We start from the raw sequence: 25,358 nt of genomic DNA, 5'->3' as shown, positions 1-25,358 counted from the left end.
ACGTTTTACAGCCAGCGAACAAAAGCGGTCTTATCCGAATCATTAAATCCGGCGTTCCGATAAAAATTCAACGTTTCAGGCCTTTTTGAACCGGTCGTTAACACAACTTTATAACAATTCTGAGCTTGAGCTATCCGCACGGCTTCCGCCAAACATTGCCCTGCCAGCCCCTGTTTGCGATATGCCGGCAAGGTGACAACGTTTTCGATGAATCCATAAGGACGCAGATCATGCGTCAAATTCAAAATCACGGTCAGCGTGCATGTCGAAACCACCTGATCTGCCGTTTGAGCGAGGATGATCGAGGTCCGCTCATCGCTGAGAAGCGTTTGCCAACATCGCGCCAGCTTATCCCGATCCTGGGGGATTGGATTGTCGCCTAAATATGTATACAGGGTTAATAACGCCCGCAAATCTGTTTTCTGTGCCAGCCGTAAAATCGTCATCAACTCAGCTCCTCTCTGATCAAAGGAAAAGAGGCGCAATGCACCTCTGATTGATTATTCAACAAAAGCAAATTGGTAATCCTGAATAAATACCAGATCGCCGTCTTCTGCCCCTTTCTGCCGCAGGGCTTCATCGACCCCCAGCTTGCGCAGCGACTGGGCAAAGCGGTACACCTGGGATTCCACTTCAAAGTCCGTCATCTTGAACAGCTTTTCGACCTTCGGGCCTTCCAAACGCCACTGATGGTTGCCCAAATTGGTAACGGTGAAATCCGGAGCCTTCGGTACGAATTTATACAAGACGCCCTCCTCCGTTTCCGTTTCGCCGGTCATTGGGAATTCCGGCGTTGTTTCCAGCAAATCAGCAACTTTGTAAAGCACTTCATCCAGACCCTCTGCGATCAAAGTAATGACCGGATAGACAGGCACTTGAGGATAGGCTTCTTTAAATCGTTTTAGGTTGTCTTCCGCACCCTCCAGATCCATCTTATTCGCCAATACAATCTGCGGCCGTTCCATTAACCGCAGCTCATATTGTTCTAATTCCTTGTTGATGATCCGGTAATCCTCCAACGGATCCCGACCGTCGTTGGCGCCCATGTCCACGACGTGAACGATAACCCGGCAGCGTTCAATATGCCGCAGAAACTGATGTCCCAGTCCTTTGCCTTCACTGGCGCCCTCGATCAGACCCGGCAGATCGGCCATGACAAACGAACGGCCGTCAGGAACCTGAACCATTCCCAGATTCGGCGTAATCGTCGTAAACGGATAATCCGCAATTTCCGGACGGGCTTTGGAAACGACTGATAACAAGGTTGATTTCCCTACGGAAGGAAAACCCACCAGTCCTACATCCGCCAACAGTTTCAATTCCACCTGAATTTCTTTGGCTTCGCCATTTTCTCCCTGCTCACAATACTCCGGCGCCGAATTGCGGGCTGAAGCAAAATGCCAGTTGCCCCGGCCGCCTTTGCCGCCTTTGGCAATGACCGCCTGCTGTCCGGGTTTGGTTAAATCGGCGATCAGTCCGCCTGTCGCCAGATCCTTGACCAGCGTTCCTAACGGCACCTTGACGATCACATCGTCGCCATCCGCGCCGTGCATCTTCTTGGGTTTTCCAACCCCTCCGTTGCCGGCTACGAGCTGTTTGGAATAGCGCAGATCCAGCAATGTTGATTTGTTGCTGTCAGCTTCAAAAATAATATCGCCGCCATCTCCGCCATCTCCGCCAGCTGGCCCTCCTAACGGAACATATTTCTCACGCCGGAAAGCAACTAAGCCGTTGCCGCCGTTACCGGCTTTCAATTTCATTTTAACACGATCTATAAACATGGAAAACGCCTCCTTTCTTCTTAGAATAACCTTGATCGTTATGCCTCAAACAAAAATCCCCAACCGGGGATTTTGTTGACTTACGCTGCAGGATAAACAGAAACTCTCTTCTTATCCTTGCCTACGCGTTCAAATTTTACAGTTCCGTCGACTTTTGCGAATAAGGTATCATCGCCGCCGCGTCCGACATTCACACCCGGATGAATCTTTGTGCCGCGCTGACGGTATAAGATTGAACCCGCTGTCGCAAACTGTCCGTCCGCTTTCTTAGCTCCCAGTCTTTTCGATTGAGAATCACGGCCGTTCTTTGTAGAACCGACACCCTTTTTGGAAGCGAACAACTGAATGTTCAATACTAACTTCATGGCTTACACCTCCTGTTTTTTAAGTTTTATAAATTCTGGATAACTCTCTGCAATGGTTTGCAGCTGAATCCAGGCTGTTCGGAGAATCAGCTGAGTCTTCGGATCCTCGGGATTTAAAACCCGAATTTTCAAAAACCCTTCCCGTGTTTCCGTTTGAAACGTCCCGGGAGCCAATTCATCCAGAGCATTATTGGTTCCGATCGTAATGCAGCTGACGCCGGCACAGACAAGATCCTGTCCCATTTCGGCGTAGCCTGCATGACCCTCCGCCAGCAAGGTTTCCACCTTTCCCTGACGTTCAGTCATCTTGATCCGAATCATAAAGTCTTAAGCTTCGATGGCTTCAACGGTCAGCTTCGTATACGGCTGTCTGTGACCCTGTTTGCGGTGAGAAGAACCGTCCTTGGCTTTGTACTTGAAGACCGTGATCTTCTTTTCCTTACCCTGTTTCTCAACTTTGCAGGTTACCTTAGCACCTTTGACATACGGCGTACCGATTTTTGTTGTTCTGTTGGCATAAAGCACAACGGTGTTGAAGACAACTTCTTCACCCGGCTGAACGTCCAGCTTTTCTACGAAAATAGACTGGCCGACTTCAACGCGCAGCTGCTTTCCGCCTGTTTCAATTACTGCGTACATGACTTGCACCTCCGTTCATTTATTCATGTATTTCTGAAAGAGACTCGCCAACGCAGGGGACAAGCTTTTGTCTTAAAGCCCTGTTATGAGCGGTTGCAGCCATCAGAGGGGCATACAACGTGATAATAATAGCACAACGGCCTTTTCCAGTCAATGTAATTTTACCGATCCAACCGCTGATTTTCAAGTTTTTTTTACTGTTGATTGACCTTTCAGGCCCGCCTTCCGGGACAGACGTTCGGGAAAGTGAACCTAATGACCCAGCCGATGGATTAACTGCGGCAGCATCAATTCAAAATTAACGCCATACTTTTTCTGCTGATCATGCTCCATCGTTTCGCGTATACAGGATACGGTGTAATCCGCCGCAATCTCAAGCGCTTCCTGCAGACTTTTTCCCAAGGTCAATGCACCGACAGTCGTGCTGGAGAAAATATCACCGGTACCATGGTAGCTGACCGGGATGCGATCATGAACATACGCGATTCTTTCCCCGGTTTGAATGTCCAGACCAACAACGCCGTTTTTTCCCGGCTGGAAAGCGATGCCCGTTAACACTACCGCCCGTTGGGTTCCCAACGCCGCCAGCTTGTTAAGCAAAGCCTCGATATAAGCTTCATCATAATCCTCCCGATATTCTGTTCCGGTCAGAAAACAAGCTTCGGTTAAATTTGGAACAATGATATCCGCCTTGGCACACAGTCGGGCCATCTGATGGGCAAAGTCCAGATCAAACAACGGATACAGCCTGCCATTATCCGCCATCACCGGATCGACAAAAATCAGATTCTCTTCCGTTTTAAACTGATCAAAAAAATCAGAAATCAGCTCGATTTGGCGTTTCGATCCCAGATAGCCTGTATAAATCGCCGCAAAATCCAGCTTTTCCTGCTTCCAATGCTGAGCAATCGGCTGAATTTCATCCGTTAGGTCATGAAACGTATAGTTCTGAAACATCGTATGGGTCGACAGCACTGCTGTCGGAATGATCGCCGTTTCCACACCCATCGCGGAAAGGATCGGCAGCGCCACCGTCAGCGAGCATTTCCCGACGCAGGATATATCCTGAATGGTCACAATTCGCTTCATATTTCTCGTCCTCCTTGAAGTCTGACGACTCTAAAAAGATTATAAACATCCGGCAGACCAAACACAAGCTTCTGCCTGCCCAATCTGCTTCTTTTTCTTGCTGCTGAAGGTGGATCAGGAATCAAAAGGAGGTATAGAAAGAGTTCGTATCCAATGACAGTAAGAGTTTGACTTGCAGCATTATCAAAACAAGAAAACTGCCCTGATGCAAAATCAAGGCAGTCTTTTTTCATCTAAGGTTCGTCCGGTTTAACGCGGCAAAGCTGATTCTTTCAGCAGCTGCGGCTGGCGATAAACCTGCAGAGCACTGTACGCCATCGCTTTGATCGCCGTATGCAGCGACGAATCGGCATTGACGCCATGCACAAAAGCCAGAAAATCTTCATTGTGAGCATAGACCGGCGGACAGGCACCGGTTTCAATTTCACAGTAAACCGTTGGGCAGACATGGGAAACGTTGCCGATATCGGTGGAGCCGGAAGCTTCATTGGATTCAGGAACAAAGTTCGTTACCCCCAGCGCTTCCAGATTTTCTTTTAACAGCTTCCGCAGCGGTTCGCTGTAAACCAGATCATCATAGGAATTCTCAAAATTGTGAACATTCAGGGACGCCCCTGTCATCAGCGCCGCGCCTTTGGCACAGTTGATGATCCGCTCAGTTAAGGTTTCCAGCGTTTCGCGGGTCTTAGCCCGGATATAAAACTGACAGGATGCCGTTTCCGGTACGATGTTAGCGGCTGCTCCGCCGTTGGTCACAATCCCATGCACCCGCGCATCGTTGGGCATGTGCTGACGCAGGGCATTGATCCCCGCAAAAGTCAGCTGCACGGCATCCAGTGCATTGATGCCCAAATGCGGATAAGCTGCCGCATGCGCGGCCTTGCCGACAAAATCAAACTGCAGCGAATCCATGGCCAGCGAAACGACATGAATATTGTTTTCAGCCCCCAAGTGCATCTGAAAGACCGCATCGATATCATCAAAGCAGCCGGCTTCTACCAGATCGCATTTTCCCCCCAGCGTTTCCTCGGCAGGGGTTCCGATCAGCACAATCGAACCGCTGAACTGCTCCTTAAACTGCGCTAACAGCACCGCAGCGCCCAGCGTCGAGGCCGCGATCCAGTTATGCCCGCAGGCATGCGCCTTCTGATCATGGTCAGGGCCATAGCCCGGCAGCGCGTCATATTCTGCCAAAAAAGCAATCTTCGGACCTTCCCCACAGTTCAGTTCAGCCCGAAATGCAGTGTCCAGCCCACCATACGGCCGCGTAACCGCAAAGCCATAGCCGCGCATCAGCTCACACAGATAATCAGCCGACCAGACTTCTTCACATCCCAGTTCCGGATGGGCGTAGATTGCTTCCCGCACCGCTTCAAACTGGGCAGCCATCTCATTTTCCCTAGCGTAAAGCGCTTCGCGCAGAACATCTAAATTCATTTCCATTGAGTGCACCTCCTGTTGTTAATAGCCGATCAGAACAGCGCCGATCAGCAGAACAATTTCTGCGGCAAATAACAAACCGAACAGCGGCGTTACAAACTTATACCACTTGTTGACCGGCAGTCCCATAATGCCGCACATCATGAAGACCGAAGTCGGCCAGAAAATATTCGAGAAGCCATCGCCGAACTGGAAAGCCAGCACAGCAATCTGGCGGCTTAACCCAACCATTTCGGATACCGGCGCCAAAATCGGCATCGTGACCACGGCCTGTCCGCCGCCGGACGGAATAAAGAAATTAATGATATTCTGCACAAACAACATGCCTAGTGCGCTGGCAATCCCCTGAAACTGCGCCAATCCCGTTGAAAGCCAGTAGACAATCGTGTCAATGATATGCGCATTGTCCATAATAACGGGAATTGCCCGGCTTAAACCAACGATCAGCGCCCCAAACATCATATCCTTCGCCGCTTCAATAAAATACTGCGCAATCTGACTTGGCGTAAAACGGGAGATTAAACCGATCACGATCATCATAATAATAAACAGAGCGGCGATTTCATTGATATACCATCCCAGCTGGATCGTACCGATCAATAGCATCACAACCGTGAAGATAAAGCATAAACCGGAAATTTTCTGCGTCATTGTGAAGTCTCGCTTCATCAGTTCTTCCTTCGTGCCCACTTCGCGGAAGTTCAGCTGTTCGCCCGCTAAAATGGATGTTTCCGGGTGCTTTCTGACTTTTTCCGCATACCGCCAGACATAAAGAATTGAGATTCCCATGAAAACAAGAAAGCAGAGTACCCGATAACCTAAGCCGGAAAACAGCGGAACCTGGGAAACTTCCTGCGCAATGCCGATCGTAAACGGATTGATCGTCGCCGCCGCAAAGCCAACGGCCACCGCAATGTAGACAATCGAACCGCCGACGATGGCGTCAAAGCCCAAGGCAATCGCAATGGAAATGAAAATTGGAAGCAGTCCATAGGTTTCTTCAAACAGACCAATCGTTGAACCCAAAACGCCAAACGCGATCATGCAGATCGGAATCAGAAGATGCACGCGCGTTCCAATCTTACGCAGAACCGCGCCGACCACGGCGTCAAAAGTTCCATTCTTCAACAGCATATAAACAAACGCATAGGCAAAGACGATGAAGAAAATAATCTGAGCCCCGTCAATAAAGCCTAACTGAATCGAAGTGAAAATTTCAAATAAGCTGCAGCCGGTTTTCGGCAGATAATGAAAAGAATCGGCAACAACGACCATTTTTCCGCTGGCTTCATCCAGCACACGGGTAAATTCCCCGGCCGGAACAACGTTGGCCAACAGGGCTGTAAGCAGCACCATGCCGAAGATAATAACGTAGGTATGGGGCATTTTGAATGATTTGGCAGTTTTTCTGCGCATACAATTTCCTCCTTGAATAAAAAAAATCTTTACATCCTAAAACATGTAAAGATCAATGGAAATCATCATTCATCCCTATATGCCTTAAGATAGTGCTCCTTTGTAAAATGGCATTTTTTACAAAGACAGTGACCTACCTGTTTGATAGGCCCCCAGCCGTTTCTGCGACAAAACGGCTTCGGCGGATCATCCTTTCCATCAGACGTCTATGGCTTTCGGCCTCAGTCTGCGTACTCTTAATCTCCGCACCTCTAGCTGTGATGATTCACAAGCATGTTTAGATTATCACATTCCCCCTGCGTTTTCAACCAGCGAATGCAGGAAAAACACGAAAAAAGGATCATAAAAGGAAAATTTTTTCAAATTTCCCAGTTCTTAGATCCTTCCTGTTTAAAAATCAGGTTTCCGAATCCTCGTCCAGCTGTAGCATCGCATATAAAATCTGACGAAATGGCCGGGCATGATAAGTAAACCGCTGCAGCCGATCCGCATAGCGCATGGCGTAGCTGTTAAGCAGACAGTGGACAATATTAGCTTGAGTTACGGCTTCCTGCTCACTTTGCGAAGGGAGATGGCGCTGAATCTGCCGCTGAATCTCAATCCGATAGCGCATCGACCATTCTGCGATCTGCGGAAAGCTTTCAACCCGATGCGAACTGATCAGCGAAGTCTGTGTGGAGTATAACGCTGCCGTGATCGGATCCTGGGCAAACTTCTCATTTTCGCTCATTAAGATATCCAGAAAAGCTTTCAGATTATCTATATGTGAAACTTTTTCTAAAGTCTGGCGAATATTATTGGCCGCGTATTCATCCCAGATCTCGACAAAGATTTCCTCCTTGCACGAAAAATGACGGTAAAAGGAACCGACAGCCACACCAGCTCGTTCCGTTATTTCCTGAATTCCTGTCTGTTCGTAGCCTTTTTCCAAAAACAACGCCAGCGCCTGTTCTTTCAGCTGCTGGTGCGTCGTGCTGTAACGGGCAGATCGCGGCATACTATCCCTCTTTTCTGAGCTTAACTATAGCTCAGCGAATTCTGCGTGTCAACCGCTGCGAAGATTTCAGAAATCAAATGTGAACTAAATTCACATTTATCTTGATAATCTATGCACAAGACGATATAATGAAATTACAAAATGTGAATCACATTCACAGAAAGGAGAATTATTCTTATGTCCAATTTATTCCCTATCCTCACCTCCCCCGGCAAGATCGGTTCGCTTGGACTGAAAAACCGCATCGTTCTGCCGCCTATGGGCACCGACGCCGGAAAAGACGGGTTTGTCACCGACGCCATCGTCAACCGGTATGCCGAAAACGCCAAAGGCGGCACCGGCCTGATCATTACCGAAGTCACCTGTGTCGATCCTCCGTTAGGCATCAATACCGCGCAATACATTGCCCTCAGCGACGACAAGTATATTCCGGGATTCCGCCGGATCACCGATGTGATTCACAAATATGGTTCAAAATGCGCGATACAGCTCAGCCATGCTGGCCGCGGGGCAAATCTGGATGTCCTGCATCAGCTTCATCAGCCGGCGGTTGCCCCTTCTGCCGTTGCCATGCCGTACAGCTTTCTGACCGGTCTGACCGGAGAAACGCCGCGGGCCTTTGAGCACGATGAAATCGTGGCTCTGGAAGATAAATTTGCCGATGCGGCCTATCGGGCAAAGCAGGCTGGCTATGACGCTGTCGAAGTGCATGGCGCCGGTTACTATTTAGTCGCGCAGTTTTTCTCAGCCACGGCGAATTTAAGGACTGACGAATACGGTGGAAATGCTTTCAACCGCGCCCGCTTCGCGTGCAATATTATCCGCAAAATCAAAGCCCGGTGCGGTGCGGATTTCCCAGTGCTGATCAAAATGAATGTTGTTGACGGCGGCTTAAACGGCGGCGTCAGCGTTATGGACGGCTTGCTGAACTGTTATTTAGTCCAGCAGGCCGGAGCCGATGCGATTGAAGTCATCGCCTGCGACTGGAGCGATGTCGCAACGCTGAAAGATATTCCCGCCGGCGGCCAGGCGAAAGGCATGACTTTCCCATTAGCCGGAATGATCCGCAAAGCAACGATTGCGGAAAATGAAGACCGCCCAAATCTGGAAGGCCGCGGTGTTCCGGCCATTACCCTTCCCCTGATTTCCGGCGGCCGGACTTATGATCCAGAACTGGCTGAAGGCGCCCTAGCGCAGGGCCTATGCGATTTCATCCATATGGGCCGGGGCTTGTTGACTGAACCGAATCGTCCGAACATGATCATGGAAGGAACTTGGAAATATGCCCGGCCATGTATCGGCTGCCAGAAATGCATGGACAATCAGCTGCATCATGACGGCGAACTGATCTGCAGCGGCAACGCCGTATTGGGTCATGATGACAACGATGCATCCCTTCCGGCAGCTAAAAAGATCAAAAATGTCATGGTTGTTGGCGGCGGTCCGGCCGGTATTGAAGCCGCCCGCGTCGCAGCGATCCGCGGTCATCATGTCACAGTTTATGAAGCGACCGACCGTTTGGGTGGCCAGCTGATCCCGGCCATCGTTCCGCCTTACAAACAAAATTTAGCTGATTATATTCCTTATATGGAAGTCCAGGCTGAATACCGCGGCTTTACAGTAGCGCTGAATCATCCGATTACCCGCGAGGAAGTGGCGCGCTTAAAGCCGGACACCGTCATTGTTGCGACCGGCGTTCTGCCTGCGGCTCTGCCGATTCCAGGTTTTGACAAGCCGTCTGTTATGAATGCCAAGGAAGCCTTGATGGGAAAGCCGACAGGCGAAAATATTGTGATCCTCGGCGGCGGCTCGGTCGGCTGTGAAACGGCGGAATGGATGCTGGAGGCAGGAAAAAATGTGACGATTGTTGAAATGAGCGATCAGTTAATGGGAAAGATGGTTGAAACGACCCGCTTCATTCTCAAAGCCCATCTGCGCGATCTGAACTGCAATACGCTGCTGAACACACGATGTGTCGAAATTCAGGATCAGGCGGTTGTCATTGAATCCGATCAAGGCTGTCAGACACTTCCGGCAGATAATGTTATCATCGCCGTAGGAGATCGCCCTAATGCCCTTCTTGCGGATCAAATTCAGGATCTGTGTGATGAAGTCATTACGATCGGCGATGCGCAAGGCATCGGCAGCGTCCTGGAAGCGGTCAGAACCGGCTATGTCGCGGGTAAGACAATTTAATGAATGCGTTTTAAACTAAAAAAGGAGATGCGCGTCTCCTTTTTCTTTACTTTCTTTTTTATCTGGTCTTATGCCTGAATTCGCTTTTGTGAACCGCGATGGTAACAGAATGCCGTCAGTCTGTCAGCCTGACATGCAGCACCTGCTCAAAAGCCGAATCCTTTGCCGTCAGTCCAAAGTCGGATTGATCCAGCAGAGATTCGATTTCTTCTGCCAATGGGGCAGACAGCTTCTGCCGAATTTGGGTTAACAGGCCTGCGGTCGTCTTTTCCGGCAGCTCGGCGAGCAAATACAACAGCTGATCAACAACCTCCACGCCATGCCGCAAAGCCAAGCTCAGAAACAACGCTGTTCCTTTAATATGAACGCTTTGCGCATTGTTTTTCAGGTCCGGCGTGCGGATTGGTGAAACCTGCGCGTAAAGAGCAAGCAGCCGATTCAATTTCTGCTTCAGCAGAGCTTGTCGATTCTGCTTCATTAAATAGCGCAGGCAGGCCCATTCTGCCCCGGTTTCATTCAGCCAGTCCTCCCATGATGAAATATCCGCGCCGGTAAACCAGAGATGACCGAATTCATGCGCCATGATACCGATCATCTGCTGGATATGCAATTCATCATACTCCTTTCCAGGCAGAATCCGCGTATAAAAAGTCCAGTCGCCGCGCTGAAAAGCACCGGAATTGCCATCGTCGTAAAGATTGAAAGAGATCATTTTCCGCTTCGGTAAACAACGGCTGCCGTAGGCCTGCTGGTAGTCGGCTAAGATCTGTTCTACTTCATTGAGCATCGTGGAAACCAACGCTGTTTCGGAGGCATCAAAATAAGTAAACTGAGCCACATTATTTTCCTGCACGCGCCGAATTGCCGGATCCATGATGACAAAGTGGCCGGGATCCCCAGCCAAACCCTGACTTCGCCAGCCCTGGATTGTTTCGTCCCATTTTCCTTCCAGCATGACATGACCGGGCCGGCCTTGATAGACAAGTAGAAAAGGAATCATGGAAAAGTTTCTCTGCTGAGGGAAATAGACGGAATAGAAATTCATCGCCAGTAATCCTGATTGGTGAACATTCGCCCACCCTTCAGCCTGGCCATGATAACAGAGAAGCACTTCGCCGGCCTGATCCAGCCGCGGTGTAATTTGACGCGCATTTGCCCGAAACAATAATTTTTCTGATTCTGAAACCGTAAAAGGAATGGGTTCATTTTGCTTGGAGAGGGTATCGATAAGCATTTGATCCGACAGCCAGAAACTTTCATCTTTCTCCAAGAACATCTGACATTGGTATGTGAACTGAGCATTTTGTTCTTGGATCCAAAGCTGATTGATTTTCATATTGATCTTCCTTTCCCCTTGAAGTTATCTCCACTCTATCATACACTATTCAGCTTTGCAACATAGTGTAAGATCATTTCATCGCTTTTTATAGATGAATGAAAAAAAGCCAAGATCCCTTGACTCTCTTTCTTTACACTTATCCTCTCAGAAATCAAAATAACGGACTGCGTTATCATAGCAAATATCCTGAACCAGCTTTTCCAGCAAAGCCCAATCCTGCGGCGCTTCACCATTCTCCACCCAAGTTCCCACCTTGTTGCACAAGATTCTGCGGAAATATTCATGCCTTGGAAATGACAGGAAACTGCGGGAATCCGTCAGCATGCCGACAAATCGTGATAACAAGCCAACCTCAGCCAGCGTACCCAGCTGTTTTTCTATCCCGCGTTTCTGATCGCAGAACCACCACGCCGAACCCAATTGAATCTTTCCGGGAATCGTTCCATCCTGAAAATTACCGGCTGCCGTAGCCAAAACTTCATAATCCTTGGAATTCAAACTATACAGGATCAGCTTCGGAACACCCTGCGATTGTTCCATCGCATCGAGCAGAGCATTGAGCTGAGCGGCAATCATCGGATCATCCGTACTGTCATAACCGGTATCCGCACCCAGTGTTTTGAACATTCGGGTATTGTTGTTGCGCAGTGCTCCGATATGCAGCTGCATCGCCCAGCCGCGCTGCACATATTCTCCGGCTAAAAAGATAAGAATAGCCCCACGATATTGCCGCAGCTGCAGTGAAGTCAGAGGTTGTCCGGCTTTTTTCAAGTCCAGAATCGCCTGAATTTCCTGATCCTTTGCCGGAGCATAAAAGTTTCCATCCAGGGCGTGATCGCTCAAACGGCATCCGTGCTGACCAAAAACATCCATTCGCTTTTTTAAGGCGGTTTTTAATCCTGACCACTGGCCGCAGTATTCACTCGTCAGGGCTTCCAGCCTGCCGATATACTCTAAATAATCAGGCTGATCCAAATTCAGCACGGGATCCGGCCGGAATGCCGGCAGCACACGAATTTCAAAATCATCCTTCAACCCACGATGCCAGTGCAGATCATCCAGCGGATCGTCTGTTGTGCAAAGGGTTTTCACATTCATCTTCCGCAGCAGATTGCGAGTTGAATACGCCGGTGTCTGAAGCAGCGCCTGAGTCTGTTGCCAAATTGCATCTGCATTTTCCGGACAGATCAAAGCGTCGATTCCAAAATATCGTTTTAATTCCAAATGCGTCCAATGATATAGTGGATTGCCAATTAAATCTGGCATCGTTGCGCACCAGGCGTTAAATTTCTCACGATTGCTGGCCTTACCGGTAATCTTTTCTTCATTCACACCGTCCGCTCGCATTGCCCGCCATTTATAATGATCGCGCCCCAGCCACACTTCGGCGATATCGGAATAGCATCGATCCTCATAGATGACCTGAGGTTCCAGATGATTGTGATAATCGAGGATCGGCATCTTCTGCGCCGCCTCATGATACAATCGCTTCGCTGTTTCATTCTGCAGTAAAAAATCTTCATCCATAAATTTTTTCATCTGTCTCACTCCGCTCTTTCTTCCAGTATACCGCATTTTATAAATGGAAGCATAAGGAATCTGCATACTGACCCTTTTTTTGTTCTTTCCGTTTTCTTGATTGATTCATCGCATGAAAACGGTCTGCGCAGCGAAATAGTCCATTCCTCATGCTTTCTTTTATGGCTTTCCATTGACAGCGCCTTGCTTCTTTTCTATCCTATATTTAAGAACTTCTTGAGAGCAAAGGTGAAATAAGATGAAACGCAGTCAAATTCAGCTGATCAGCGCGATGCTGATCTTCGGCAGTCTGGGATTATTTGTCCGGCAGCTTCCACTGCCTTCTGCCGTTATCGCTGCTTTGCGAGCCGGAATCGGAGCGGGTGTTCTGGGGCTTTACAAAGTGATCCGACATACACCGCTGCAGCTTCCAAAGTCATTTCAAGCGCGGCTGGCCTTGTTGATCTCTGGCGTCCTGCTTGGTTCCAACTGGGTCTTCTTATTTGAAGCGTACCGCAGAACCACGGTTTCTGTCGCTACCTTATGTTATTATCTGGCGCCCATTCTCGTTGCCTTTTTCACCTTGATGCGTTCGCGAACTTTTAACCGCCACTCCGGTATTCTTTTATTAAGTGCTTTAATTGGATTGGGTCTGTTAATCAATCCGGGCGCACAGTTGGGAAGTGATCCAGTGATCGGAATCAGTTTCGGGCTCATCGCTGCCCTGATGTATGCCGGAATCATTTTGATCAATCCCTATTTTAAAGCGGTCTCCGGACTGGACAGTTCCTGCTTGCAGCTATTGATCGCTGCCCTCATCCTGCTTCTGTATCTGTTCATTCAGCCGCCGATGATTCATTGGAAAGCCATCAACACAATTCAATGGGGGCTTGTGCTTGTGTTGGGGATTGTTCATACTGGAATCGCCTACGCTCTTTACTTCTCAGCGCTGCCGAAGCTGAACAGTACGACAGCGGCTTTTCTCAGCTATATTGATCCGATCAGCGCGCTGCTTTTTTCTGGTTATTTACTGCATGAACCCTTTACGATTCTCCAGATCGTGGGAGCCGTTCTGATTTTAGGCGTCTCGTGGAAACTCAGCCGGCCTTAATCAGTCCGTTTAAAAATCCAGAGGGAATATGAAAAGAAAAAATTTTCAGATTCTTTGATTTGTTTTTCATTTTCTTCTTTTCAAATTTTCTTGAATGCGGTACACTTAAAAACAGGTAGAAAGAAGGCATTGAACATGACAAAAACAATCACTTTGATCGAGGGCGATGGCATCGGCCCGGAGATTACAGCTCAGGTCGTCCGTGTTTTAAATGCGGCAGGGGCTCCCCTAAGCTTTGACCGGCAGAGTTTAGGCCAGAAAGCATGGGAACAGACCGGCAGTCTGATTCCGGAAGCCACGCTGCAGTCCATCCGCCGTAACCAGGTGGCGCTAAAAGCCCCCTGTACCACGCCGATTGGCAAGGGCTTCCGCAGCGTAAACGTCGGATTGCGGCTGGCGTTTGATCTGTACGCAAACATCCGTCCTGCTCATTCATTAAAGGGTATAAAAACCCGATATGATCAAGTCGATCTGATCATTTTCCGTGAAAACACAGAAGATTTATATATTGGTGAAGAACGCGTCGTGGATGCGGACACCGTTGAGGCGATCAAGCGGATCACCCGTCCCGCTTCCAAACGGATTATTCAGGCGGCATTTGATTATGCCCTCGCGCACCAGCGAAAAAAAGTTACCTGCGTGCATAAAGCCAATATTTTAAAGCAGAGTGATGGACTGTTCCTGCAGGTCTTCCGCGAAACAGCGGCTCTTTATCCGGACATCGAAGCGAATGATTTGATTGTTGATAATGCGTGCATGCAGCTGGTCATGCATCCGGAACAGTTTGATATCATGGTCATGCCGAATTTATATGGTGATATCCTTTCCGATCTCTCCAGTGGTTTAATTGGGGGTCTGGGATTACTGCCAGGGGTCAACCGCAACGAAGATATCGCGATTTTTGAAGCTGTGCATGGCTCGGCGCCGGACATTGCCGGGAAAAATCTTGCCAATCCAACCGCTTTGCTGCAGTCGGCATGCATGATGCTGGAGCATTTAGGGTATGACGAGCATGCGCAGCGGATTCATCAGGCTTTAGTGAGTGTGCTGAGTGAAACGTCAATCCGCACACGGGATTTGGGCGGTACAGCCTCAACAATCGAATTTACTGATGCCCTGATCGCCAAACTTTAGGTTTATTGGAAATGAAAAGAGAAGCCTTTATTGAGTTTACTCCGGCTCAATAAAATGGCTTCTTTTTTCGTCATCTTCTTTTGGATTTGGTGCTTCCCCAAGCTGTCTGAGGATGCGGCAGGGATTGCCGACCGCAACGACATTTTCCGGCAGGGATCGGGTGACCACGCTGCCTGCTCCTATCACAGTGTTGTCCCCAACCGTAACTCCCGGACATAGGATCGCTCCTGCTCCAATCCAAACATTTCTGCCGATGGTAATTGGCTTTCCCCATTCCACATTTTTCTCACGTAGCTCAGGTTCTAACGCATGGCAGGCTGTGACCAGCTGAACCTGCGGGCCGATCAACGTTTTATCGCCAATCGTAATGGGACAGACGTCCAGCAATACGCAGCCATAGTTCAGCATCACATCCGAACCCAAAGTAATGTTGAAACCATAATCACAATAGAATGGCGGCTTTACCCAGAAATTCCCCGTCGTGTTTACCAGTTTGCGCAACAGCCGATTGCGCAGATTAATTTCATGGAAAACTTTTTTGTTATACCGATGACAAATTCGGCCGGCTCTGTCCCGCAGAACAATCAGCTGCGGATCCAGTGGATTATAGTGTTCTCCGGCAATCATTTTTGTCTTTTCTTTCATTCAATCGGTTTTCCTTTTCTCATCATCGCATTGAACAGAATCAGCGCCTGTTTAGCTGCGCTTTCTGAATGTGCATGGTATACTTCCAGGCCGCTGTTAAAGGGTGTATCTGAAATCGCACGAATTGCCAGAAAAGGAACGTCATTGGCATAAGCAACATGCGCCACGGCTGCACTTTCCATATCGACACAAAGTGGATCCAGCCGTTCGATGATTGAATCCCGCTGATCCTGATCAATAAATTGATCGCCTGTAACGCCTCGTCCCGTCCGCACCTGACCTTGCAGATCAGCCTGCATCGCCGCAGCTTTAGCCCAGGCAGTCAGTTTTGAATCGCTGGCAAACCATGGATCTTCCATATAAGGATGATAATCCATCAAAACTCCCTGAAGGTCTACATCGTGATAAGTACACTGTTCCAAAATCACAACATCGCCAATCTTTAGGCGGGAATCCAATGCTCCAGCTGTCCCAATCATCAAGAGCGCCGAGATGGATTGATTGATCAATAGCTGAGCAGCGAGTGCTGCATTGACTTTGCCTACGCCGCAGCGAACGGCAATCACCGCCTGTTTTTGCCATTGACCGACAAACAATTTCAGTTTCGCCGTTTCAATGACGCTTTCAATTTGCATCTGATCGATCAGCGGCTGAATTTCATCGTCTGCCGCTGCAATGATTCCTAATCTCTCCAAACCTTTTCCCTCCCTTTTCTGCAGAGTTCTTGTTCACTTTATTTTAACTGTCTGACTGGTTTTTTAGCAAGGTTCTTTTACTCTCGGCTTGCTTTCTCTTCGTTCAATCCAAAGGTTTGACATAGCGGCATTGAGGAAAATTGGCGCATCCATAAAAGGATTTTCCGGTATTTTTTCCTTTTTTCGCCGTTCTTAAAAGCAGTTTCCCACCGCAGCGCGGACAAATCAGGGAATCTTCCCGTTCTGGACTCAGACAAATGTTATCCTGCGTTCTTCCTCGTAAAGACAAAGTTTTGATCATTGGAAAGGTCGGGACAAAAATGATAATTCCGGCGATGGAACGTCTTGATCAGATCAGGATCTTCCGCCTGGATTTCAGCTAAATAGCGAACCATCTCTCCGCGTGCCATCTTGACATAAACGCCCTTTTCACGAAGTCCTTGTGCCGTTTCTTCGTAGAACCAGCACTTGATAACCCGCACTGGCGATGCTGCATAGCGGCTGACGCTGCGGGCATGCTGAGCGCTGGCCAAATCAATGATGACTGAGTCTGTTTGTGTTAAATGTCGATATAGCCGATCTCCCCAAAATTCATACAAGCTATGAAAATCCGATGTTTTTAATGGTGAATCCATTTCTAAGCGATGGGGATGAATTGAATCCAAAGGCCGAAGCAGACCATAGAAACCTGAAAGAATGCGAACATGTTCTTCCATATAAGTCAGCTGATCATCCGTAAAAACATGCGGTGCCATCGTCCAATACTGAATTCCGTCATAACTTAAAAGCGCCGGAGTTCCCTCCTGATCCAAATCCATCCGCTGATATTGCTTCGCGGCTTCCTCCGCAATTTTGGGACTGCATTTCAGCAGTTTTTCCAGCTGTTTTGCCGACAATGTTTTCATGACACTCAAAAGTTTTCGGCTGTCTTCCAGAAAAAAAGGAAAATGACGGGGCTTCAGAAATACTTCATCATCTTTAATCCGTTTTGCCGGTGCAATGATCAGCTTCATCCTTAATCCCCCTTTTCTAAACTTAATTTTCCTTTTCGGAAAATTTCAGAAGATCCAGTGTCTTCTGATCTTTTTGTCCGAAGAAAGCCAAAAAGTATCTGCGTAAAAGACTGATTCAATTTAAATCCGACTCTCTTCTGATATATGAATAATAACATTCAAATTTTTATTCTTATTAACTTTATGATCCATACCGATCGCCTCATCCTGTTATGTAAACTTATTGAAAGGAAGAATGTCTTCTCTCAAACGAGTTTGAATGAACGTTAATTATATCAAAATAAAAACCTTCATTCCTTTACATTTTCTTCTGATTCCAACATATACTTATCACTTATCAAAATCAGACATAAATAATCTGACCTGAATAATTCTATATTTTTCAAATCAGTCTGTATGAAGTTTTGCAATCTCAGCAATCACTTTACCTGCACCCTGCAAAATTCCGTAACATCTCAATAAAACTATCAAGACGTTTTTCCAAATACTGCATTGTCAATAGAATATATCTTATATTTACGGCAAAATCTAGATATGCTTTACCCATACGATCTAATTGCTTCATTTCTTCTTGGTTCAGAAAACTCTTTGTAATTGTGGCATCACTTTTCTTGATTTTATCTTCAGGCACATCTGCCCATGTGGTTAATGCAGTATGCTCTTTTGTATGGTCTGCTCTCTACAATCAATTCAACAGCTGTATGCCCATATACTGTATAGTGCATCTTATTTTGAACCATTGCATAAAACTTTTTTGTAGTTACTCCTTAATGAGCTATATTTACTGTGAAATATAAGACTTTTGACCCGGCATCATGACATGATTATACTACTGAAATTCATGTCTTCCTTGACATCAATGCTACCGTTTCAACATGTCACGAGTTAAGCGCATGAATATCCTACCATCGATTTTAGTAACAGTTCGTTTATGGAAATATATCGAAAAATTAGAACTTATGAATCCGGCTATTTGATTGGTTTTCGCTTAACTCTCAAAAGAATTTAATATTATCTTCGGAATTGAATCATGAAATATAAGGCATTTGTTTTCATTATTATTTAATTTCTTCTATAACTACCGATATAAACAAGGTAATTTAATCCATATACAGATATACTATAAAGCTAAAACCTATTCCTTATTTTACGCTTTATATCCCTGCTTAATTTTGCTCCAGTATATCCTCAATCGAATTTCATCTATTCGATATTCTTAATGAATCTGCATTTTGGATAATTTGAACAGCCATAAAATTGGTTTCCTGCTTTATCCCCTTTTTTTGCAGTTCTTAGCACTAGAGGTGCCCCACACCTTTTGCAGACCATAGTCTCAAGCTTTGCTTTTGCCTCTTGCATTTCGTTTTCTTGAGTAGTTACAGTATTTTGCATATTTGATACTAATTCTTCATATTTAGTAATATAGTCATTACTCATGTCTTTATTTAATCGTAAAATATTTTCAGCAGTTTTCAGCATATCCTTTCTCGAAGAAGCAATTTCTTTTGATTTTGAAATCATCTCTTTCATAACTTTAATAAGCTGATCAGCTCGAAGAATCTGCTCTTTTATTTCTTTCTTTGCATATCGGTCATTAAGAATAGTCTTTGGATTTGCTAAAACTACCAGTGACTTATTGAAGTCATTAAAATATTTTCTAATCAATGCAGCCTGTAATACACTTTTATTCTCTGCATTGCATTCCTTTAGTATAGTCATATGTCGTTCATTTTGAGTAATTGGAGAATATATGCCTTCCTTATGTTTTTTTCCACCATACTCCATTACACGAATGAAATTTCCTTTTGAATCAATTTCAATATTTCCATATAGATTTTTACATTCAATAATAAACGTAATCTTTGATGTCACAACAACAAAATCAATTTGTGCACTGCGGCCATCTACTGTTTCAATATAGATATCATGCAATACAACCATATCTATATTGCTGTTTTTTAGTTCAAACAGAATATTATCCTCACCTATAATACCCGCTTTTGCAATAGCACACTCTTTCTGAATCTTATCTTTTACATCCCCATTCGCCTTGATAAGTAATCCTTCCAGCTTTTCCAGATATACCCGATTGTAGCTGGACTCTTTCAGAATCGTCACTTCTGATTTTTTAAATAATTCCATAGTTCATCTTTCTCCTATTCATTTTTTAGACATCAACACAACCTTTTCAGCATGGCTTGAGCGTGTAGTTTTGATAGCGATGTTAGAGCCTAAGTCCTTATTATTGCGGGTAATAAGTCCACAAAATCCGCTGAATTTGCATGAACAAGTCCAAGCCGAAATCCTTAGAAAATGCTTGTATTTCAGTAAATAGATCAAGGGTGATTTATGGCTTTTTCACTGTTTTGGACGTTCTCCCATCGGTAATCGGTCAACGGCATTTTCAAAACAGAGGTCTGTCCATGGGAGAACAGGCAACGGTTTCTATGTCCATAATTATATCATGAATAAAATGAGTTATTTTAGGTTTCAACTTTTATTTGGTAGCTTAAAATCAAATTTACCACCCAGCACTCCTGCACTAATTCCTGCAACCGTAACTAATGCCAAACTGATTCCGCTTACAAGTTTCCAATTGAATTCTCTTTTTTCCGTATCTTTTTTATAAGCTTTACTTTCGATTTCTTTTTCTTGGTCACGAATTTCTGTGTCTTTTTCATTAGCCATCTTAATAAATTCAGTTTCCCTGTTTAATACCTCCATAAGCATTTTTGGAGATAAGTTTGGATTATCTAAGCATTTGCTGTAATCTGATTGAACTTGTTTCACAAGATTGTAAAACTGTTTCCTACTATCTGATGCACTATCCATTTCTTTATCTGCGATACTGTAATACACTTTAAGACTCTCATCATCACTTTTAACGATAGAATCAATCATATTTTTATATTCTGCTAGAGTAGAGTTCACCAACTTTACAAATTCTGGATACTGAGCAAGAACCTCTTTTGCGACTTCTGGACGCAATTCTCCTAATTTTGACACGAAACTAATAACATCATTTTTAGATAAATTCTTAAAATTCGTCTTTTTCATCATTAAAAGGACATCTTTTTCTATAGGTGTATATTCCATAGTTAACCTCCTCGACAGTCGCAAACTAAATCCCAATTTTCATTCTAAATAATTTCCAAATAAATCGGAAGTAGTCAGTCATAATTTTTAATATTTACAGTAGCTATCGCCGATTGATTTGGTTTTCCTGTAACAAGATTTTGGGGTGCCGGTATCAGCATCATAAATCCTTCCTTACCATATCGTTGTTCATAGCCTTGTGCATATCTTTCCTCAGCAGAAATGTGCTGTACTTGTCCAATCACCAAAGATGTAACCACTTAGATCCTGTATATCTTTCAATGTACTTCCATATTGATAAAAGCTTCTTGAATTACTGGTGCGTGGATAGTTTTCGCATTAAAAATGCGTAAAATTTCCTATCGCAATTTTCATGAACACATCTCCCTTAAAACTATACTTATACACATCGCTTCAGTTATAAAGTTTTTCTTTACAACTGAATATCCTCATATCTCAACTATCAGGAAATTCCGAATAGTTCAAGTAAACAGTTCTACGAAATTTTCAAATAACTTATTTCTGCTGTTTTCCTTTTTCTTCCAGCGTTTTGATGCTTTCCAAATAGTCCTTTTCCACACTGCTAAGCGTTTTAGCTTTATACTTTTTATACTCGGCCTGAGCCTTTTCCATCGCCTGCAAATGACTAACCGTGCCATTTCTGATGAGAAGATTTTCGCCTGTGGAAGTTAAAATTCCATCCAGATGTTTTGCCCAATCCACCATTGTCATTGGAATCTCCCGTTCCGCTTGTCTTTCTGCAAAATCCAAATAACCAGATACTAACTGCCCCATGGCCCGCAGTTCTTTTTCATCCAAATAATTTTTTGCAATTTTTGCTTCCTTCAAAGTCGGTTGTTCCCCAGAAAATGACATCAATCCCATAAAGTCTTTTTCAGCATCTGCACGATGGTAAATCACCTCTGCTGCCGTTTCTCCAGAAACAGCATAGTGAATTTTATTCTGTACTCTCTTGAAAAACTGAACAGAAACTTCCGCTTTGGGATCATAGTCTATACTTGTAGCATAGATTTCCAACACCTGACGATAGAATACTTTTTCAGATGCCCGGATGTCACGGATTCTCTCCAATAGTTCTTTAAAGTATCCACCACCACCCAACTCCTTCAGACGGTCATCATCCATAGTGAATCCCTTGATCATATATTCTTTCAAACGCACTGTTGCCCATCGTCTAAAATTAGTTGCAATAGCAGATTTCACTCTGTATCCGAGAGAAATAATCATATCAAGATTGTAAAAGGGTATCTCTCTTGCTACTTCACGATTTCCTTCTTTTCGAACCTGTCGGAAATTCCGACGGGTTGAATTTTCATCAAGCTCACCTTCATCATAAATATGTTTTATGTGTTCCACAACATTGGTACGAGATGTTCGAAACAAATCTGCCATCTGCTGCTGGGTCAGCCACACGGTTTCATCCTGAACCTTTACATCAATATTGGTTAATCCATCATCAGATTGGTATATGAGAATTTCTCCATAACTATCCACTGTGGTATCCTCCTAATCTTCTCGCTTCACATATGTTAATTCAATATCATATCCCAATGCTTCCAGCATCTGCACAAAGGTTTTGTTTACAACACCGTCCTGCTTTTTGATAATACGGTTGACATACGGACTTGTCGTTTTAATCTGCTCTGCAAGCTGAGTCTGTGTCATGCCCTCCTCTATGCATTTTATCTTTACGTCCACTTCTATATTATTTTTTAGCATACAATTCTCTTCTGTCTAAGAAATTACACTCATTAGATAATTTATTATACCTAATTTCCATATTTTTTTCAACGCATCAAAAAAATAAGCAGCCTATCATTTCCACATAGTGCCTACTATTTTAATATAAATTTTTAGACCTTAGTCTCGATTTAAATCCCTGACTTAAGCAAAAACCCCAAATGATCCAAAAGTCATCTTCTCGCTTCTTATGGAAGATCCACAGATTAGCAATGTGCTTAAGTAGATTGATTTAAAAAAGGAAAATCCAAGGCGTACAATAACATGAAGAAGATGCAGTCATATGAGAAAGAGCTCTATAACAAGAATTACCGTTAATGGCGTACAGCGGCTGGATATCCGGTCGCTGTTTTTTCTATTCCTACCAATCGTTAAACAGTGAACCCAAAAGGTTCATTTTAGTATGTTATCTATTCCCTAGTTTCAACCCTGCATTGTGGACCAGTCCCACAAAGCCACTTTCAAGCATAAAAATAAAGGCTTTCCAGCTGCCAATCGTACTCATTAACGACAGCTCTCTGAAAAGCCTTTTGTTTACTACATTATTCTTATTTACCCCGGTTCACCTTTGACATCAAAACTACCGTCTCAACATGAACTGTCATCGGAAATAAATCTACGGGAACAATCGCTTCCACCTGATACCCTTCGTGAGTTAAATGACGCAGATCTCTTGCCTGTGTGGAAGGATTGCATGAAATATAAACAATTCGATCCGGACTCAGCTGACACAAAGACTTTAAGAATCGCTCATCTGCACCTGAGCGTGGAGGATCCATCAACACAACGTCGTACCGTTGTCCTTCCCGAGCTGCTTGTTCCATAAACAAGCCGGCGTCAGCCTCCACAAACCAAGCATTGCGAATATGATTTACGCGAGCATTCTCAATCGCATTTTTAATCGAAACGGGGTTTACCTCGACACCGACTACCTCTTTCGCCTTCTGAGCAGCGACTAGACTGATCGTTCCAATCCCACAATAAGCGTCCAGAACACGTTCCTGACCGGTTAAATTTGCCAGTTCCATTGCTTTATAATACAGGATTTCTGTCTGCTGCGTATTGATCTGATAAAAAGACTTCGCGGTAATGGAAAATCTGAGCCCGCACAGCTGATCCTGAATTTTCCCCGTTCCGCTCAACACTCGTTCCTGCTGTCCCAGGACAATACTTGTACTGCGGTTATTGACATTCATGACAATCGTTGTAATCTCCGGATGTCGGCTGCGCAGCTGCTGAACCAGTTGCTTTCGCGCTGGGAAAATCGGAGAAGCACACACAAGACAAACCAGCACTTCACGGCTGACATGACCAATTCGAATCAAACAATGACGGACTAATCCTGTTCGTTTATCTTCATCATACGGTTCGATCCTGAATTTTGTCATCAGTTCACACAAAGTATTTAAAATCTTTGCTGCCATCGCATCTTGAATCCAGCATTCTGAATAAGGTACAACCTGATGGCTGTCCTCTTCATAGATGCCGGCGATCACCTTGCCCTTCTTATTCAACGAAAACGTAGCAATCACCTTGTTGCGGTATGCCCATGGTTCCTCCATTCCCAGAATCTCCTGAACCTGTCCATAGCGGCCTAAAAGCGATTGTACCTTTTCCTTTTTCCATTCCAGCTGAGCTTTGTAGTTCACATGCTGAAGTTGGCATCCGCCACAGCGATCAAAGATCCGGCAGCGCGGCTTTACCCGATCAGCACTTTCGCTTAAGCGCATCGCAGAGATCACCTTAGGCTCTTTTTTGATCGTATATTCCAACTCTACCTCCTCTTGGGGAAGCAGATTTTCAATCAAAACCTTGTCATTTTTGATCTTAACAATTCCCTTGCCGGAAGCATCCAGTCCCGAACAGATTGTTTTTAATGTATAAGTAGGTTCCTTCTTTTGTTCTTTCTTCAGATCTTTCTTAGGTGCTTTTTTTAGTGCTTTATTCGTTTCTTTCTTTTTTTCCTTCATCGTTATCACCTTGTACATCATATCATAAAACAGTCCTGCTCGGCAGTGTTTAATTATCCCGATGTCCAGTGAGATATCGTAGATATTTTAAAAAGAAAGTGCTATCATGAGTTTAGAGATGAACTGAATCATCCCGGGCAAGAGAAAAGGAGGGTTTCGCATGAATCAAGAACAACTGAATCGTATGCATTTCGCCTCAGGCTTTATCGCCGCTCTGGACCAAAGTGGAGGAAGTACACCGAAAGCACTTCGGCTGTATGGAATTGAGGAAGATCAGTATGAGGGTGAAGAAGCGATGTTTGATCTGATCCACCAGATGAGAACTCGCATTATCACCAGTCCAGCCTTTACCAGCGAACAAATTCTGGCCGCTATCCTCTTTGAAATGACCATGGATCGTCAGATTGAAGGTCAGTATACCGCTGATTATCTGTGGGAAAAGAAAGGGATTCTTCCAATCTTAAAAGTAGATAAAGGATTAGCTCCACTGGAAAACGGTGTTCAGCTGATGAAGCCGATTCTGAATCTGAAGGCGTTGCTTGAACGAGCCCAAGATCGGCATATTTTTGGCACTAAAATGCGCTCAGTCATCAAGGAAGCCGATCCTGCTGGAATCCATGCTATTGTAGCCCAGCAATTTGAAATCGGCTTGGAAATTGCCAAAGCTGGCTTCGTTCCAATTCTGGAGCCGGAAGTTGACATCACCATTGCCGACAAGGAAAAATGTGAACTACTGCTGAAAGCTGAAATCCAGCAGCACCTGGCCAAATTAACAGAGGATGTCCGCTTGATGTTTAAGCTTTCGATTCCGACCGTTGATGGCTTTTACGGTGACTTGATGGAAGATCCGCATGTTGTGCGTGTCGTTGCCTTATCCGGCGGCTATTCCCGCAAGGAAGCCAACGAAAAACTGGCGCGCAATCCAGGCCTGATCGCCAGCTTCTCCCGCGCTTTAACCGAAGGTCTTAAGGCTCAGCAAACCGATGAAGAATTCAATACTCTGTTGAAATCTTCGATTCAATCGATTTACGATGCTTCTGTTCAATAATTTCGTTCCAGTACAATTTTAGAAAACAGCGTCAAGAGAAAACCGTTTTTCCTCAGCGCTGTTTTCCTTTTGTTCCTTTAAACATCACATATAAGCCTCTAAGCT

The 25,358-nt window shown here is 45.3% G+C and carries 26 protein-coding genes, 1 pseudogene, 1 riboswitch and 1 other annotated feature; of the genes and pseudogenes, 4 read left to right on the top strand and 23 right to left on the bottom strand.

What is annotated here, in order from left to right; genetic code table 11:
* Positions 1-5: 5 nt before the first annotated feature.
* The 10 genes from BN162_RS01915 to BN162_RS17585 form a co-directional block, all read right to left on the bottom strand.
* Positions 6-446, bottom strand: a complete 441-nt coding sequence (locus tag BN162_RS01915; RefSeq protein ID WP_020223367.1) for a GNAT family N-acetyltransferase — start codon at positions 444-446, stop codon at positions 6-8.
* Positions 447-500: 54 nt separating this feature from the next.
* Entirely contained in the window at positions 501-1,781 is a 1,281-nt protein-coding gene (gene obgE / locus BN162_RS01910; RefSeq protein ID WP_020223366.1) for a GTPase ObgE, read from the bottom strand.
* Positions 1,782-1,861: 80 nt separating this feature from the next.
* Positions 1,862-2,146, bottom strand: a complete 285-nt coding sequence (gene rpmA, locus BN162_RS01905) for a 50S ribosomal protein L27 (protein ID WP_020223365.1) — start codon at positions 2,144-2,146, stop codon at positions 1,862-1,864.
* 3 nt (positions 2,147-2,149) lie between these two features.
* The gene (locus BN162_RS01900) at positions 2,150-2,467 is read right to left on the bottom strand and encodes a ribosomal-processing cysteine protease Prp (RefSeq protein WP_020223364.1); all 318 of its coding nucleotides are present in this window, start codon (positions 2,465-2,467) and stop codon (positions 2,150-2,152) included.
* Positions 2,468-2,473: 6 nt separating this feature from the next.
* Positions 2,474-2,785 (bottom strand): 50S ribosomal protein L21, encoded by a 312-nt coding sequence (gene rplU / locus BN162_RS01895; RefSeq protein ID WP_020223363.1) that lies wholly within the window; start codon positions 2,783-2,785, stop codon positions 2,474-2,476.
* Between the two features lie 30 nt (positions 2,786-2,815).
* Positions 2,816-2,890: a sequence feature (ribosomal protein L21 leader region), on the bottom strand.
* Between the two features lie 147 nt (positions 2,891-3,037).
* Entirely contained in the window at positions 3,038-3,874 is an 837-nt protein-coding gene (locus BN162_RS01890; RefSeq protein WP_020223362.1) for a pyridoxamine kinase, read from the bottom strand.
* The gene (locus tag BN162_RS18510) at positions 3,871-4,107 is read right to left on the bottom strand and encodes a hypothetical protein (RefSeq protein WP_147612129.1); all 237 of its coding nucleotides are present in this window, start codon (positions 4,105-4,107) and stop codon (positions 3,871-3,873) included. Before BN162_RS18510 ends, BN162_RS01890 begins: the two co-directional genes overlap by 4 nt.
* 16 nt (positions 4,108-4,123) lie before the next feature.
* The gene (locus BN162_RS01885) at positions 4,124-5,317 is read right to left on the bottom strand and encodes a M20 family metallopeptidase (protein ID WP_020223361.1); all 1,194 of its coding nucleotides are present in this window, start codon (positions 5,315-5,317) and stop codon (positions 4,124-4,126) included.
* An 18-nt stretch (positions 5,318-5,335) separates the two neighbouring features.
* Positions 5,336-6,730, bottom strand: coding sequence for a YfcC family protein (locus BN162_RS01880; protein ID WP_020223360.1), 1,395 nt, complete (start codon positions 6,728-6,730; stop codon positions 5,336-5,338).
* Positions 6,731-6,812: 82 nt separating this feature from the next.
* Positions 6,813-6,992, bottom strand: a riboswitch (Lysine riboswitch).
* 135 nt (positions 6,993-7,127) lie between these two features.
* Positions 7,128-7,727, bottom strand: coding sequence for a TetR/AcrR family transcriptional regulator (locus BN162_RS17585; RefSeq protein ID WP_020223359.1), 600 nt, complete (start codon positions 7,725-7,727; stop codon positions 7,128-7,130).
* Positions 7,728-7,904: 177 nt separating this feature from the next.
* Here BN162_RS17585 and BN162_RS01870 point away from each other — a divergent pair, with 177 nt between their 5' ends.
* On the top strand, positions 7,905-9,923 hold the full coding sequence (locus tag BN162_RS01870) for an oxidoreductase (protein WP_020223358.1): 2,019 nt from the start codon (positions 7,905-7,907) through the stop codon (positions 9,921-9,923).
* Positions 9,924-10,038: 115 nt separating this feature from the next.
* Here the strand turns inward: BN162_RS01870 and BN162_RS01865 are convergent, their stop codons facing one another.
* Both BN162_RS01865 and uxaC read right to left on the bottom strand, forming a co-directional pair.
* Entirely contained in the window at positions 10,039-11,259 is a 1,221-nt protein-coding gene (locus BN162_RS01865; RefSeq protein ID WP_020223357.1) for a hypothetical protein, read from the bottom strand.
* 147 nt (positions 11,260-11,406) lie between these two features.
* Positions 11,407-12,801 carry a glucuronate isomerase gene (uxaC, locus tag BN162_RS01860; protein WP_040451315.1) on the bottom strand — a complete coding sequence of 465 codons (1,395 nt, stop codon included), beginning with the start codon at positions 12,799-12,801 and terminating at the stop codon, positions 11,407-11,409.
* 238 nt (positions 12,802-13,039) lie between these two features.
* Here uxaC and BN162_RS01855 point away from each other — a divergent pair, with 238 nt between their 5' ends.
* The gene (locus BN162_RS01855; RefSeq protein ID WP_020223355.1) at positions 13,040-13,891 is read left to right on the top strand and encodes a DMT family transporter; all 852 of its coding nucleotides are present in this window, start codon (positions 13,040-13,042) and stop codon (positions 13,889-13,891) included.
* A 135-nt stretch (positions 13,892-14,026) separates the two neighbouring features.
* Positions 14,027-15,025 (top strand): isocitrate/isopropylmalate dehydrogenase family protein, encoded by a 999-nt coding sequence (locus BN162_RS01850; protein ID WP_020223354.1) that lies wholly within the window; start codon positions 14,027-14,029, stop codon positions 15,023-15,025.
* Positions 15,026-15,061: 36 nt separating this feature from the next.
* Here the strand turns inward: BN162_RS01850 and BN162_RS01845 are convergent, their stop codons facing one another.
* The 11 genes and pseudogenes from BN162_RS01845 to rlmD form a co-directional block, all read right to left on the bottom strand.
* Positions 15,062-15,670: a sugar O-acetyltransferase gene (locus tag BN162_RS01845; protein WP_020223353.1), complete on the bottom strand. Its 609-nt coding sequence runs from the start codon at positions 15,668-15,670 to the stop codon at positions 15,062-15,064.
* Positions 15,667-16,365, bottom strand: a complete 699-nt coding sequence (locus BN162_RS01840; protein ID WP_020223352.1) for a 5'-methylthioadenosine/adenosylhomocysteine nucleosidase — start codon at positions 16,363-16,365, stop codon at positions 15,667-15,669. The genes BN162_RS01845 and BN162_RS01840 overlap by 4 nt, the downstream gene beginning before the upstream one ends.
* Before the next feature lie 103 nt (positions 16,366-16,468).
* Complete coding sequence (locus BN162_RS19210; protein ID WP_081587778.1) at positions 16,469-16,666, bottom strand: topoisomerase DNA-binding C4 zinc finger domain-containing protein; 198 nt, start codon at positions 16,664-16,666, stop codon at positions 16,469-16,471.
* A complete protein-coding gene (yaaA, locus tag BN162_RS01835; protein ID WP_020223351.1) occupies positions 16,626-17,378 on the bottom strand; it encodes a peroxide stress protein YaaA in 753 nt (250 codons plus the stop codon). Before yaaA ends, BN162_RS19210 begins: the two co-directional genes overlap by 41 nt.
* 424 nt (positions 17,379-17,802) lie before the next feature.
* A pseudogene (gene rhuM, locus BN162_RS19205) lies at positions 17,803-18,127 on the bottom strand (RhuM family protein); the annotation flags it as partial.
* Positions 18,128-18,581: 454 nt separating this feature from the next.
* The gene (locus BN162_RS01825; RefSeq protein ID WP_020223350.1) at positions 18,582-19,520 is read right to left on the bottom strand and encodes an NERD domain-containing protein; all 939 of its coding nucleotides are present in this window, start codon (positions 19,518-19,520) and stop codon (positions 18,582-18,584) included.
* Positions 19,521-19,868: 348 nt separating this feature from the next.
* Entirely contained in the window at positions 19,869-20,474 is a 606-nt protein-coding gene (locus tag BN162_RS01820; protein ID WP_020223349.1) for a hypothetical protein, read from the bottom strand.
* 74 nt (positions 20,475-20,548) lie between these two features.
* Positions 20,549-20,722: a hypothetical protein gene (locus tag BN162_RS18820; protein WP_020223348.1), complete on the bottom strand. Its 174-nt coding sequence runs from the start codon at positions 20,720-20,722 to the stop codon at positions 20,549-20,551.
* A gap of 268 nt (positions 20,723-20,990) precedes the next feature.
* Positions 20,991-21,989, bottom strand: coding sequence for a virulence RhuM family protein (locus BN162_RS01810; RefSeq protein ID WP_020223347.1), 999 nt, complete (start codon positions 21,987-21,989; stop codon positions 20,991-20,993).
* Positions 21,990-22,001: 12 nt separating this feature from the next.
* A complete protein-coding gene (locus BN162_RS01805) occupies positions 22,002-22,214 on the bottom strand; it encodes a helix-turn-helix domain-containing protein (protein ID WP_040451125.1) in 213 nt (70 codons plus the stop codon).
* 569 nt (positions 22,215-22,783) lie between these two features.
* The gene (gene rlmD / locus BN162_RS01800; RefSeq protein WP_020223345.1) at positions 22,784-24,205 is read right to left on the bottom strand and encodes a 23S rRNA (uracil(1939)-C(5))-methyltransferase RlmD; all 1,422 of its coding nucleotides are present in this window, start codon (positions 24,203-24,205) and stop codon (positions 22,784-22,786) included.
* 160 nt (positions 24,206-24,365) lie between these two features.
* Here rlmD and BN162_RS01795 point away from each other — a divergent pair, with 160 nt between their 5' ends.
* Complete coding sequence (locus BN162_RS01795) at positions 24,366-25,253, top strand: fructose bisphosphate aldolase (RefSeq protein WP_020223344.1); 888 nt, start codon at positions 24,366-24,368, stop codon at positions 25,251-25,253.
* Positions 25,254-25,358 lie beyond the last annotated feature (105 nt).

This window comes from Holdemania massiliensis AP2, from assembly GCF_000327285.1.
GTDB lineage: Bacteria > Bacillota_I > Bacilli_A > Erysipelotrichales > Erysipelotrichaceae > Holdemania > Holdemania massiliensis.
Note: the sequence above shows the minus strand (reverse complement) of the source record. Positions and strands in the feature narration are given on the sequence as shown.